This is a genomic window from Pseudarcicella hirudinis (genome assembly GCF_900115665.1).
Lineage (GTDB): Bacteria > Bacteroidota > Bacteroidia > Cytophagales > Spirosomataceae > Pseudarcicella > Pseudarcicella hirudinis.
The window spans coordinates 278861-294073 of record NZ_FOXH01000006.1 but is presented as its reverse complement, the minus strand read 5'-3'; the positions used below and the strand labels follow the sequence as shown (position 1 = coordinate 294073).

Sequence of the window (15213 nt, the reverse complement as noted above, 5' to 3'; positions counted from 1 at the left end):
GATTCTTTGCTTAGGCTATAAATACCATTTTTTATATCGCAATAATGCTTCTAAAAAATAATAATCGGCATAAGTGAGTGGTGTATCTACTTCTGAATTATGCGGAATTGAGCCTACACTATGCATCAATAAATAACCTCCATTAGCTCCCGGTTTTGCTCTATACTTTGGAGTTGACAAAGACTTCAGAATGGTTTTGGCAACATCAATGTAGTTTTGTTTTTCCTTCCCCGAAGTATATTGTCCTAATTCTAACAAGGCTGAGGCGTAAACAGAAGCCGCCGAAACGTCCCGCAAAGTAGTTGGGGTTATTGGTGCGTCAAAATCCCAATACGGAACCTTATCTGCCGGTAAATTGGGATTGTTCAAAATGAATTTTGCAACCCCTTGAGCTTGTTTCAGATAAGCAGGATTTTTGGTAAAACGATACATCATAGTATAACCGTACAATGCCCATCCCTGCCCTCTGCTCCACGCACTCGAATCTGCATAACCTTGAGATGTAACTTTCTTTCTGACTTCACCGGTATTCAAATCATAATCCAACACATGGTAACTGCTGTAATCCGGCCTGAAGTGATTTTTTATCGTACTGTTCGCATGAGCTTCTGCGATGTTTGCAAAGCTTTTATCTCTGCTATTTCGGCTTGCCCATTCCAGCATCTCTATATTCATCATATTGTCAATTATAACCGGGCCAACAAAACCTTTTTGTTTAAGTGCGCCATCAGTAATTTCCCATGACTGAATAACTTTGGCATTTGGACGATACCTGGTTGCCAATGATTTAGCCGATTGAAGAATTACTTTTTTATATTCTTCATTTTTTGTCAATCGATAGGCGTTTCCAAAACTGCAAAACATCATAAACCCCAGATCATGGTTTTTAGTGAAATATTTTACTGTATCTAAAATTGCCAGTCTTTTTTGGGCTTTATCAAGTATCCATGGTTTTCGGGTATATTCATAGATATACAAAAGTGATCCCGGATAAAAGCCACTACACCACCAATAAACATCGGAACTAATATTTCGGTTGTCCTCAAATGTTCTTGGCATTTTATTCAAGGGAGTAGCTTTCTCTAAATTTTGAATTTGCTTTGCAGCAAATTCAAAATCATCATGAATCATTTTTTTCATTGCCAAACGATCCTTTCTATTATCTTTCTGTGCAAAAGATGATAAACAACAGAAGGACAATAATATTAGCAGGTATTTAATTCTTTTCATTTTTTCTTGTTTTGCCTTGTCAATTTATCAGACATTATTTCTGTAGGAGGAATCAGATTCAAAATATATATAATATTGGAAATATAGACAGCAGCCTAAATCTATGATAATAACAGCTTTAAATGATTAGCATTGAATATCCGGAAACAGAGAAACCTTTTAATTAATCCCCTTGTATCCTTTATTATGATTACGGTAATTATATTTTTCGGAATTGCTGAAAACCTGTTTTCCTCTTACAAATCCTGCATAATCCTGTATAACATAACCCGGCCTCCCTTTCATTTCCTGAAAAATCTTCCCCAGATAAATGCCGATTACTCCTATCATCATTAACTGAATCCCGCCTATTAAACTCGTAAAAATGATAATCGAAGCCCAGCCTGTAATAACATTATGGTTAAACAAATGTTGAAAAAGAGCATAAAGCCCATAAAATGCCGAAATACCAACCATCAGAAACCCGAGAAATGCTGACATATACAAAGGCTTGGTTGAGAAAGACGTTATTCCCGTCGCTGCAAGTGTAAGCATCTTTTTCAAGGAGTATTTGGTTTTACCTGAATACCTCACTGCAGGAGTATAGTCTATTCTATATTGTTTAAACCCAAGCCAGGGTATAACTCCTCTCAGAAATAAATCCTTTTCTTTCAGCTGAATGATATAATCAGCCACTTTTCTATCTATCAATCTGAAATCAGCGGCTCCTTTCTCAATCGGAATATCTGTAACGAATTTGATTACCTGATAGAAAAAAGAAGAGGATATTTTCTTAAAATATGTTTCATCATCACTTTCCTCTCGCACCGTGTAAACAATCTCATAGCCTTCCATCCATTTTTCCACAAATCCCGGAATCATTTCAGGTGGGTGTTGTAGGTCGGCATCCATCGTAATGATACAATCACCTGTAGCATAATCAATCCCCGCTCTCAAAGCCATCTGATGACCGAAATTGCGTGAAAAAGATACATATTTTATATTTTCATTCAGTTCATGGAGTCTTTTTAATACGGCAAGAGAGCCATCTGTACTTCCGTCATCAATAAAAATCATCTCATACTCAGCATAATTCTCCAGTATGGGGAGTGCTTTTGAAACAAGCATCCCGATATTGCTCACTTCATTGAAGGTGGGTATAACAACAGATATTTTAAAATCCTTATTCATGGGTCATAATTTGCATCAAAAGTTTGGTAATTGGTAATTCGGGATTCATGCCAGCTGGCATGAATCCCGAAGGTTATTTTATTCAAGTTTAATAAACTTGATTGCTGTACGTTTACCTCCTATAACCACTTGTAAGAAATAGACTCCTGTGTGAAGATCTCCTCCGAACCTAACTGCATCGTCTGTAGTTTGAGAAATCGTTCTGATTAAACGACCAGCGACATCGGTTATCCACATTTGTGCCTGCCTGTTCACATTATCCGGTAGTTGTACTTCAAATTCGCTGTTGCTCGGATTAGGGAACACTTTTACCGCATTGGTCTCTTTCTGCTGAGATGTTGTACCCAATGTCTCCTGATTACGTACCAGTTTTATTTCAACTGGAAATCCATCTGCAACTGTAAACGAAACTGTTGTTCCGGAGGCTGAAGCTGAACCAATGCTGACATTAGGATTTGCCAACGATACATTCCATTGATCATTTAAGGTCAAAGTAATAGTTTTCGCTGTTGATGGCGTAGCTCCCATATCTGGATTACTAACTGAAAGAATTATTTCTGAAGAACTCTCATTCAGGACTTTATACATAACTAAACAAGGAGAGTCGTTTGCTTTAAGCAATCCATCAGTAATTGTAGCATTGGCAGCGGGCAAAGCATATGCCCAGGTTTTAGAGGCTTTGTGTTCGATTATCTGTTGGTTAGCATTATTTTGATAAACGCTATATGGCTTATCAGCAGATTGCATTTGTTGAGCAAATGTTGTCATTCTTGAGGTACTAGCTGAAGGTATACAAACGAATTCATATGAACTGTTCGTCGGAGCAACTCCATGATCCAGATAGGCGAGATGGTAATTGTTTGACGAATTGCTTGCTATAGTAGAATCAGTAGGAGCAATCTGATTCTGATAAGGCGTGGTTTGTACAGAATTTCTGATTTTCAGAGCACCAGAATTGGGTAAAATGTAGTATCCGGTGTTGTAATTATCAATAATCCAGTTAGGAGAACTATCTGCAAATGAATCTGTACTTTGATTGGTTTTTATATCACCATTTACCAAAACATCTGTTGAGTTATTATTAAGCCTTTGGAATAAAGTTGTTACCGTTGGATTAGTAGCATCATTATTTTTAATACCATTGGCTAAACAAATAATAAAATCATCTACGGCAAAATAAGTTTTATTAAATTCAAAAGTATTATTATGAGTATTTGGACTATAAGTAATGCCAAATCCTACATTACTCAGTTCTTTAAATTTCATGGCAAACAATCCGGATTGTCCTATGTTTTTTGACAGAACACTTTTATTTGCTTGACCTAATACTAAAGCCCCAGCAAAGCCGTAAGTGTTTTTTTCGTCAATCCGCTCTCTTTCAGCATGCAATTTACTCCAAGGCAATACTATCGTTGTTGTCCCCGGATTATAATTCCAGTCCCACCCTACTACGTCATATCCATTTCCTGTAGTGGCATTTCCGGGATATATAATTTCCAATGCCCCGTAACTTTGGTATCTACCAAATCTATTTTGACTTGCATAAATCTCAGAACCCCATAACACATCGGATTGTCCTTTCATCGATGCAACCCAGTTATTTTTCCTATATACCCCTAAATTCCCGTAGTTAAACTGGATATAACCTTCCTCAAATGGTGTAACAGTACTGTTGTTAAAATTATTATTAACACCATATCTTCTATTGTAAATTCCAGCCAAAACAGAATCTGCACTACTTAACCCTAAAATTTTACCCCCGGATATAGCAAGATTAGCTAAAGTGCCGGATGATAATGTGGTCGTTTTAGTTTGCGGATTTCTTCCAGCCATTGCAAAAGGTTTTACCCCTGCATCGTTAGAATACATAGTCTGGGCATAAACCGCATCTCTAAATCTAAAATAAGAAGACTGATCAATTTGAAAACTGGTACCCTCTAAAGATTTAATAGCTGCCGAAACTGTACTATAAGCATACATATAACCATCATAACTGTTATTGTGATGGTTTCCTAAACCATCTTTTTTTAAACCATCATTTGTGCCAGGAGTGTATATCAAGAAACGGTCAAGAAATCTTTTAGCTGTTTTAAAATACCGTACTTTTTCATCATCAGTCTTAAACCAATCAGCATAAGCAAATAACACATCTATATCCAGGTACATTATATCAGTTAAAATTGCACCATTCGTTTGAATGGTATTGAAATCGTAATTGGGATCAAAAAGATATTTGAACGAATCGGTCTCAGTTTGAAGAGTATTACCAAACATATTTTTTACCTTATCAGAGAGGAAACTGTTGAGAAACACTACAGCGCGAGATAATGTAGGATAGTTATAAAATGTTAACGCCGTATTGGTCTTATTACAATTTTGATCTGTCGCATACCAAACGGCTTTCATCGCCATATTACTTACACTGGTATCAGTGGGGCTAAATTTCAAATATTGTGCAAACGTCTTTAAGAAACCAATTTGTGAGGTACTGGTTATCGGATTTCCTGTTATAGTATTTCCTGTTATGGTAATATTTAAAGCATTATATGCAGCAATGGCATTATTTAAAGCAGTTGCAGAAGGAGCTGCTGTTCCTAAAATTTGATTAGACAAATTCGCACGGATTGTATTTAAATCGCTAATTTCTGAAGTAGTAGCCGTGGTAAGTGGCAAATCAAAATTAAAGGTTGGTTTACATACCGGAAGCATATTAATAAATTGTCCATTTACCTTTACATAGTCTAACCCCGCCTGACGTGCTGTATTCAAATCATCTGTACGAACAAATCGTACCGCAATTTGATCCCCTGAACTCGAAGTGGTAAAAACATAAGATAAAGTAAGCGTGCCAACAACCCCTGAACCAGTGGTAACAGCTGCTGTTTCAGCCAAAACAACATTGTCCGTTACATTATAAACCTGCATTTTGAATTTACAATATGACGAGGCTGTTTGCCAATATTTTACTTCAAGATTAATTTGTCCATTGGCGAAAGGAGTTCCTCCCAATAAATATTGTATTCCTTGTAAAGCGGGCGTCGTGGCAGTCCCTTTAATGAGCACAGCTCCATCATTAAGACCATCACCATTATCGGCATCCGTTTTAACGATAGATACCGGAGTTACATCTCCAATTTTTGACCAGGCAAAATCGCTTACATCAAAGGCTATCGGTGGTGCCTGCATACTAATAAATTGCCCGTTTACCTTTAGATAATCTATAGCAGCTTGGCGAACAGGATTCAAGTCATCTGCACGAACAAATCGAACAATAATTTGATCCCCAACACTAGAAGCGGTAAATGTATACAACAAAGTAGCTGTTCCAACGACTCCTGAACTAGTGGTAAGCACAGCCGATTCTCCTAAAACAACATTATCTGTTACATCATAAACCTGCATTTTTAATTTTAGATACGACGAACCTACTTGATAATATTTTGCTTCGAGATTAATTTGTTCACCAGTAAGCGGACTTCCTGATAATAAATACTGCAATCCTTGTAATGCCGGTGTACTTGCGCTTGATTTAAGGAGCATTGCTCCATCATTAAGACCATCACCATTGTCAGCATCGGTGTAGTCCAGAGCTATAGGAGTGGTATCTTCAATTTTTGACCAATTAAACCCTTGTGTATCTATAGTAATCTGGGCATTGATTCTATTTGAAATTAAAAACACATAAATGAGTAACAGCGTAATTTTAGTCTTCATTGTTTTAGAAAGTTAAAGTTTTCATAATCTATTTAAACTAAACTCAAAATAAAGCCTGATGCTTTTAGGCATATTGAGCGGAGCCTTGTTCAAATTGCTGAACGGTAGTCCTAACTTTTATTCATGATTGGTGCTGTTATAGTGATATTACAAGTCATGAAAATTACAAAGAGTAGCTGTATTTTTTATATATGAAAGAAAATGGCGATAAAATCTGATATATTTTGCACGACTACTCTCTTCTCACTCCTGGTGTGTTTGTTTTGAATTTAATAGAGTCCATTTATAGCCAAATCTCATCTAAGGAGGCTTATTAATATATATTGCAGAAATAAATAGTGTTACTATACATTACCAATAAACATCGGAATCAGCATTACTATCACCGTGAAATGGTCAATGCTTTGCATTTGAATGAATTGCTTTCTCCAAAAATTGATATAGCTTCCTGACAGAAATGAAACTGCCGAATATTTTTTATTTCTGGCAAAAGTGAATGGTTCTTTACATTGTCTTTCTGTGCTGTGGCGGCATGCAACAGAAAGACTGTTCCAGAATGAGGTGTTTAATATGTTACCAGCCCGGATTGTTTTCCGTTATCAAAGGATTAGAGGTTGTTTCTACAGAAGGAATTGGGAACAATAAATGTTTTGTCCCAACGCTTTCTCCCCCTAAAGCTCCATATTGCTGGCTTGGACTTAGCGTCTGCGTTCTGATTTCACTACTGACAGACTTCATCGTAGAAATAAATTTATTCCAACGAATTAAATCCATTTTACGCACATCTTCAAAGCATAATTCACGCATACGCTCATCTTCAATAAATAATTGGAAAGAGGCTTTAGAAGTTGCTGCTGCTGTGGTAGCAGCATCGGATGTCGGATACGGTAATGAGACATTCGTTCGTCCATACGCTCTGCGACGGACTTTGTTAACACATTCAATAGCTAAAGAACTGGGAGAACCATTTACCTGGTTATCAGCTTCTGCATACATTAAAAGAACATCTGCATATCTCAAGAGAGGAAAATCAATTTCTGAATCATTTTTAGCTTTAGGTATTATCTTTTCATATTCCCTTTTCCATTTGGCACAATCTCTACCATAAGGTTGGGTCTTAGCCGTGTTAGCAACCCTTACTACTGCTGTGCCAACAACATTAAGGCTATAGTTTGCTAAAATCCAATCACGACGTAAATCTAGTCCTGAAGCATCATACTTATTGAATAATCGTCCTGTACATTTGTGGAAACCATATGAATATCCTACAGTCGGTGTGTAAGCAACATTTGTAAATGTAATGCCATTCTGAGCTCCTAAACCTCCCCTCTCACTATATCCATCTGTCTGATTTCCTTTGAATTCAATTTCCCATAAAATCTCTTTTGTATCATTAGTTTCTTGTCCTGCATCGATAAATATCTGACGGTATGCATTGTTAGAATTCGCTGGAATAGATGGTACTGTTTCATTAAAACTATTGAAAAAAGGATCGGTATTATAACTAACATTTAAATCCCGTTCGCCGGAATCAATCACTTTTTTTGAATATGCTAATGCATCAGCATATTTTGCAACATCCATCAAAGGATAACCCGCCATTTGCAAATATACCCTTGCGAGAATCCCCTGAACTACTGTTTTTGAAATACGGGCGGAATTATCCCATTTAGCCTGACGAACTTTACCTTCCGCATCTTTCATATCTCTCAATACCTGGGCATAAACATCAGCAGCAGGTGATTTAGCCAATCTAACTCCGTTAGGACTTGTTGTAGGGCTTAGTCTTATTGGTACATCCCCGAATCTACTTACCAGCAAAAAATAGTAATATCCTCTTAAAAACAAAGCTTCTCCTAATATCTGTTGTCTGATAGTCTCATCCATTTTCGGCACATTGATATTAGCTATTAAATCATTGGCTCTCTCAATACCCACATAAAGGGCAGTCCATAAATTTGAAACATCCGCATCGCTTGCGTCATAAACATAAACCTGTGGTCCTGTTGTTTGAGCACTACGAGCATAATATCCCTCATCTGTGCATGCTTCTAATACCAACCATAATTTATTACCATATAAACTACCTGAACCTAGCGGATCATATACCCCGTATAAAACACTTGTCAGACCTGCCTCATCGGTATAATATTGTTCTAACCCAATTTTATCAATTGGTTTGGTATTTAAATAATCTTCACAGGAACTGGTAATAAAACTCAGTAAAACCAATATTATATATATCTTTTTCATTCGAAAGTGATTTAAATGTTATTAAAAAGTAACGTTTATCCCAAAGGCAAAAGTCCGTGCACGAGGGTAAGCAGAAAAATCAAATCCGGGAGTTAATACAGACCTGTACGTATTTACCTCAGGATCCATGCCTGAATAATTGGTCCAGGTCACTAAATTCTGTCCTGAAACAAAGAATCTCAATGATTTAAGGTGCAATCTCCTTGTAAACTTTGAATCAACGTTATATCCTAACGCAACGGTTTTTAATCTTAGATACGACCCGTCTTCAACAGTCCTGGACGAATATCCGGCAGCAATACCATTAGTACCTCCAACACGTGGAATATCAGAGGTCGGATTGTCCGGAGTCCAACGATTTGCATAGCTTGCAAATTGGTTCTTACTTGCTCCGACAGCTCCTTCAAACATAATACGGTTAACATTCATAAGATTATTACCATATGACCACTGAAAGAAGACATTTAAATCAAAACCTTTATATGTGAAATTATTGGAAATTCCACCTGTATGAATCGGTAAACCATTGCCTATTACAGTATAATCCTTTGCATTGACAATCCCATCACCATTTATATCTTTATATTTGATATCACCAGGCTTGATATTTGCCCTTACATTTCCATTCGTTGCAATTTCAGGTTTTAGAGTATAAACAGTTGCTCCGCTGCTATTAACCGAAGTATTAAAATCGTCATATTTATAAGTACCTAACCACTGAAAACCATACATTTGCCCTAATGGCTCTCCTACTTTTGCAATATAGCCGGGATAAGTAACGTTATTGTCCCAAGCTACAGCTGTCTGTAAGTCTGTTTGTCCCTCTGCTAAAGCAAGTAATTTATTACTATTAAAAGATATATTAGCACTGGTAGTCCATGTAAAATCCTTGGTATTAATATTTTGTGTCGTCAAAGTAACTTCCAGTCCTTTATTTTGAACACTCCCAATATTTTTTTGTGCTGTATTAAATCCTACTGAAGTCGGAAGTGGGGTATTCAATAATAAATCTCTGGTTGTTTTTTTATAAACATCTATGGTTAACATGATTCTTTGTTTAAAGAACCCTAAATCAATCCCTGCATTTATTTGTTCTGTAGTTTCCCATTTTAAATCTGAATTTCCGAGTCTGGTGGGCACGATCCCCTGTACATATTGATTGTTTACCACATAGCTATTCCCTATCGGATTGAAGTACCTTGTAAGATAATCAAAATCTCCTATGCGATTATTACCGGTTTGCCCATAACTAAAACGTAGTTTACCATCTGATATACTTTTGGAATTTTTCAGGAAATTTTCCTGGCTAAAGTTCCAGGCAACGGCTCCTGAAGGAAAATATCCCCAATGATTTTCCGGAGGAAATTTAGAAGAACCATCAGCTCTGAACGAGGCCGTAAGTATATATTTTGAGGCAAGCGTATAATTTACTCTACTTAAAAAAGAAGCCATTGTAGATACTGAAGTAGAGGGATCTACCCTTAGCTGAACCCCTTTATCCAGTCCGGCAAGCCCCAGGCTATCAGACAATTGATTGGCTGCCTGACCATAATACCAGGTCTTGGTTTTTTGAAGCGTAAATCCCCCCAAAACATTTAATCTCGATTTCGGGCTCAATTGCTGATTCCAGGTCAAAGTATTTTCATTCAAAAAATTAGTAGAATTGTTATTATCAATTCTGCCATTTACTCCGTTAGTTCCCCTGCCTTGTTGAGTTTTTGAGCTATAGAATTGTCCGCTTTCTGATCTATTGTCAATTATTCCGACAGTTGATCTAAATATTAAGTCTTTAGCTAATAAATACTCAATATATCCATTTGCAATAATGTTATTCGTTTTAGTCACATTATATAGCTGTTGAAGAGCTATAATAGGATTTGTTCTGTAATCATTTCCCGGATTAAAATCAGGGTCACTATATTGTTCAGTTATATCACTATTATCACTTGATAATGGCTTATATCCCCAAACCGAAGACATAATATTCGTAGTAGCGCCATTGTTCCCCCTGCTCGGATCAATCCCCGTTTGTTTCAAAAAGCTATAATTGGCATTAATACCTATCTTTAACTTATTGGTAGCCTGATAATCAACAACTGCGCGCCCCTGGTATCTTTCATATGCTGAATTTATCAAAATGCCATCCTGGTCTGTAGCCGAAGCCGAAAGGGAGTATTTCACTTTTTTTGTTCCACCTCTTACAGCAAAATCATAATTTTTATACAAAGCGGTACGGGTAATCAAATCCTGCCAATTAATAGGGGTTACCGTTTTATAATAATCAAGCGTTCTTCCCGGTCTGGTAAGATAAATCTCTGTTGGAGAAGGATACGGCGAAGTACTAACCAGCGTAGGATCATTTTCCAATTGATATTTTACATATTCATACGGACTCAATACAGCCATTTGTTTCATATTGTTCTGAATCCCGATTGTACTGTTAAAACTATATACAGGCTTACCTTGTTTTCCCTTTTTCGTAGTTATTACAACGACACCGTTGGCTCCTCTGGCGCCATAAATAGCTGTAGCCGAAGCATCTTTTAAAATATCAATAGAGGCAATATCTGCAGGATTAATCACATTATTATTAGGCCCCTCAGTTATAAAACCATCTATAACATACAAAGGACTATTTGCTCCGGTAACAGAGTTATTCCCCCTGATAACGATATCAACTCCGCCACCAGGTCTGCCATCTGCCGATGTAACCTGAACCCCGGCCACACGGCCGGCCAAAGCTTCATCGAATGAACGAACAGGTGCTTTATTAATATCTTCCATGGTTACACTGGCAACAGAACCTGTCAGATCCTTTCTTTTCTGCGACCCATAACCAATTACCACAACCTCTTCAAGCGCTTTGTTTTCGGCTTTAAGACGAACATCTATCTGATTGCGGTTTCCTACCGGAATTTCCTGTTTCCCGTACCCGACGAATGTAAATACAATTACAGCCTTTGTATTCGGGACAGAAAGAGAATATTCACCGTTTGCATTAGAGCTTGTACCTCTGGTTGTTCCTTTTACTGAAATACTTACCCCTGGTAACGCCTCTCCGGTTTCTGCATCAGTTATTTTACCTTTAATGGTAATATCCGCAGCAGTTATTCCTGCCATCTCATTTGCAATCTCCGTTACTCTCTTTTCCAGAAAACCCTGAACCGGAAATTCAATTACCTTGTTTTTTTTTAAAATGAATTGTTTGTCATTAATGATACTGTAATATACCTTCTGAGGGAGAAGTATCTGATTCAGGATCTGCTCAAGCGTCTCATTTCTGAAGTTAAATGTAAATTTTTCATTCGACTCCACTACTTCCTTCCGATAAGAAAACTGTATATCTGCCTGCTTTTCCAGATCTCTCAGAATGTTTTTCAAACTACTTTCTTTACAGATCAGGGTAATCTTCTTTTTCAAACGCTCCTGTGCATACGTTGTTCTCGCATAAGCTATGCTTCCCAGAAATACTACAATAATCAATTGCAATATCGTGATCCTCATAATTTTGAAAACCTCTTTTTTCGTAAATGTTTTTGACATAAATTTAACTGTTTTTGTTATGGAAAAGGCAAAACACTATCAGGGCTGCTTACAGGCAACCTGGTAACTTAGGGAAAATGATGTTACAGCATCTTTTCCCTATTTTTAATATTATTGTACATTGGTGGTTCTGGTTTTCAGTATTACCTGCAACCATTTGATTCAATAATAATTTGAGCATCTACTTCTTTATAAGTTGCTCCGATTGTATTGCAAACAACATCTAAAATTTCATATAATGATTCATTATTAAGCGTAGTAGTTATGATACATTTTGACAATGTTTCTTCATTATATATAATTTTTATTCCATAGGTATTTTCGAGCGTTGAAAGAAGATGTGTGGCGGGCACATCTTCAAAATATTTACTTTCTCGCGCTGTCAAAGGTTTTACCGGCATTGGTATTTCCACTAACCGGCGATCCAGATTTTCATTGGCTCTGTCAAATAATGCTTTCTGATTCGGCAAAAGGACCAATCCTCTTGTTTCCGGGTCAATCAGATTTATTTTGTTATGTTTAAAAACAGACACTTTTCCTGTCTTTACATCAACAGTAATCTTGTCTTCACTCTCATTAGCTTTTATCGTAAAGCTAGTCCCCAAAACCCTCGTAATCAATTCATTAGAATACACATAAAAGGGCTTTTGCGCATTTTTAGCAACCTCAAAAAAGGCTTCTCCGCTCAAATACACTTCCCGTTTACCTGTTTGAAAATGAACAGGATAACTGATTTTACTGTTTTTACCAAGTACAATAAAACTGCTGTCTTCCAGCATTACTTTTAAAGGAGAATCTCCTGTATTAATTTTTTCAATCAATTGGTATCGATCCTTTGCTATACTCGTCAGGTCCTGGTAATCAATTTTTTTATCCGTTCTGAAAAACAGGAAATATGTTGACAATCCTATTATTACTGATATACTTGCCGCCCATTGCCATACAGGAAACCGGAACACTTTTCTTTCTCTCAGCAATTCTGTTTTCGACTCTTCCGGTTTATCAATCTGCTCCTTTAATCTCGCCCAGATCTCTTCTTTATTTAAAGAAGGGTTTGCTTCGTTTTCTGCCAGATGTATTTGTAGAATGAGCTGTTTTGCTTCATCAATGAATTCCTTTCTGTCAGGATTCATTTCCATGAATTGCTGCCAGAATGCATCGCTTTCGTTAAACAAAGCCCAACGAATAAGCAAGTCATCTCCAAGAAAATCATTTGTGTTAAAATATTTATATTTCATCTTTAATGAAGTCTATATTGCTTCTTATTTATACAAGTGCTGTTTTGTAAAAAAACTAACCAAAAAAAATAAAAAATAAATCAAATATTTTTTAACTATCTCATAATGAGCACATAGTCAGATAAGAATAGGAAGAATGAGGCAAGCGCTTTGAGGGTAAGCCGTAATACGGCGTAAGATTTATATTGAAGATTACTGATTACTTGCTTGGTCAAACCTGTTATCTGAGCAATTTCATCCAGACTTAATCCATGATAAAATCGCAAATGAATGACTTCACGCTGCCGCCTTGAAAGATTATCAAGAGCTTTAAGCACCTTTGTAGTTTGAAGATCCCCGCTTTCCTGATTAATAGATTCCTGCTCGGAAGAAATAGTTACCAGATGGTCCAGAAAATCATTGATATCCTCTGAATCTTCAAAAAGGTCTTTTTTAGCACTCCTGCTCATTTGATTCCGTAAAGCCCGGAATAAATAAAATTTTATATTATCAACTTCCGTAAGGTAATCTCTTCTCCTCCATAATTCCAGAAACAAATCATGAATAGCATCTTCGAGCAGAAGTTTATCCTTGGTAAGGCGATATCCATAACTGCTTAACACCTTAAAATAACGCTCATAAATTTCCTGAAAAGCTATATTATCGCCTGTCTTAAAAGCTTTCCATAGCTCGGTATCTGTAAGGCTTGTATTCATGAGTCTGACACATTTTGATTTATTAAACCTTAAAGACAATATAATTTTTAAATTACTCAAAATAAGATTGCAGAACTAGTAAATACTAAAAAATATACCTGTGATGCGAACAAATCTGAGTCTCTTCTTTTTATTAATTTTTCGAAGAACAGATAATCTATTATCCGGATCAGGAAAACCGTTATTTTTGCCACACACGTATCCAGTCAACCTGCATGATAGGGTTTGCATCTGAACCTTTAGAACCATATCCTGTAGCCGGTATAACCCCTGCCCAATAATAATTATGAACTTCACTTGTTAATCTTATGAATTCATTACTAGTTGAGAGTCCGCTGGCTGTCTTCCAAACCATTGTGTTATCTATATAAAAACGATATCCTGTAGCATCCCAAAGTAATCCAACTGTATGCCAATCTGAAAACGATTCTCCGGCAGGGAGTGAAAGCACGTTTGACCCCATAGTCTTGTGCAGGCCGGGGGTATACCCATTCCAATGTATATTACATACATAGCTGTTGCTTAAATCTTTTCCATTATTATTAACGGCTCTGTGTTCTATCATATCAATTTCAACACCTTTTTTAGGGTCAACAGGATCATAAGCTTTATTATTAGCAGATTGAAGCCAGAATGCAGACCATTGACCAGGGCTGTTTTTAAAACGAAGACGGGCTTCTATATAACCAAAAACGGGTTCATATTTCCCGTGTGTATCTATAAAACCTGTATAATTTATTCCATTCTCAGTATAAGTTATAATGTTGAGTAACCCATTAGTGACAGACACGGCATTGGCCGTCTGAGTAGCATCGTCACGTATATTGGCTCCAGTATTCCATCTGGTAATATCAAGATTATTTCCTTCAAACTCATCCTGCCACACAAGTTTGTAATCATTTGCAGGCCCGGGTGTTGAAATCAATGATGAAGCGACGGGTTTTGTACATCCAACTAAAAAATAAAGACACAAATAAAGACATAAGTAGATTTTCATTATCGAAACCGGGCTTAATTTATACTAATCTAAAAAATCGGGGAAAAGATGGTATTATATTTTCGAGCTGGTGAGAGGTAGCTTGAGTAAGTAAATAGTTATTCATATATTTCCGGGTAAAATCCAGATAAATCCATTACACCGTTTAGCTTTTTTGTATCTGTATCTAATCCGGGGTTTAAGTATAACTATTATAAAAGTATTTTCACTAGTCGGGGTTTCATAAATGTCCTTTCTGTTAAGAGAAAAGTCTTTATTGCTATATCAGGCTTATTTCCCCTATTGAAAAAAGTCTAAATTCAACGGAAAAATCTTTAATACAGCTATTTCCCTTCGATCATGTTAATCCTGTCTCCTGAGATAATTTTTTGGA

Annotated in this window: 8 protein-coding genes; all 8 read right to left on the bottom strand. The window is 36.6% G+C overall.

The window, feature by feature from the left end:
- Positions 1-15: 15 nt before the first annotated feature.
- Positions 16-1140 (bottom strand): glycoside hydrolase family 88 protein, encoded by a 1125-nt coding sequence (locus tag BM179_RS12975; protein WP_229632947.1) that lies wholly within the window; start codon positions 1138-1140, stop codon positions 16-18.
- A gap of 249 nt (positions 1141-1389) precedes the next feature.
- Positions 1390-2400, bottom strand: a complete 1011-nt coding sequence (locus BM179_RS12970) for a glycosyltransferase family 2 protein (protein WP_092017463.1) — start codon at positions 2398-2400, stop codon at positions 1390-1392.
- Positions 2401-2478: 78 nt separating this feature from the next.
- On the bottom strand, positions 2479-6114 hold the full coding sequence (locus BM179_RS12965) for a polysaccharide lyase family 8 super-sandwich domain-containing protein (RefSeq protein ID WP_092017461.1): 3636 nt from the start codon (positions 6112-6114) through the stop codon (positions 2479-2481).
- Positions 6115-6687: 573 nt separating this feature from the next.
- A complete protein-coding gene (locus tag BM179_RS12960) occupies positions 6688-8367 on the bottom strand; it encodes a RagB/SusD family nutrient uptake outer membrane protein (protein ID WP_092017459.1) in 1680 nt (559 codons plus the stop codon).
- Positions 8368-8388: 21 nt separating this feature from the next.
- Complete coding sequence (locus BM179_RS12955; RefSeq protein WP_218159216.1) at positions 8389-11910, bottom strand: SusC/RagA family TonB-linked outer membrane protein; 3522 nt, start codon at positions 11908-11910, stop codon at positions 8389-8391.
- Positions 11911-12053: 143 nt separating this feature from the next.
- A complete protein-coding gene (locus BM179_RS12950) occupies positions 12054-13148 on the bottom strand; it encodes a FecR family protein (protein ID WP_092017457.1) in 1095 nt (364 codons plus the stop codon).
- Between the two features lie 95 nt (positions 13149-13243).
- On the bottom strand, positions 13244-13843 hold the full coding sequence (locus BM179_RS12945) for an RNA polymerase sigma factor (protein WP_092017456.1): 600 nt from the start codon (positions 13841-13843) through the stop codon (positions 13244-13246).
- A 181-nt stretch (positions 13844-14024) separates the two neighbouring features.
- On the bottom strand, positions 14025-14840 hold the full coding sequence (locus BM179_RS12940; protein WP_092017454.1) for a glycoside hydrolase family 16 protein: 816 nt from the start codon (positions 14838-14840) through the stop codon (positions 14025-14027).
- Between the last annotated feature and the right edge of the window lie 373 nt (positions 14841-15213).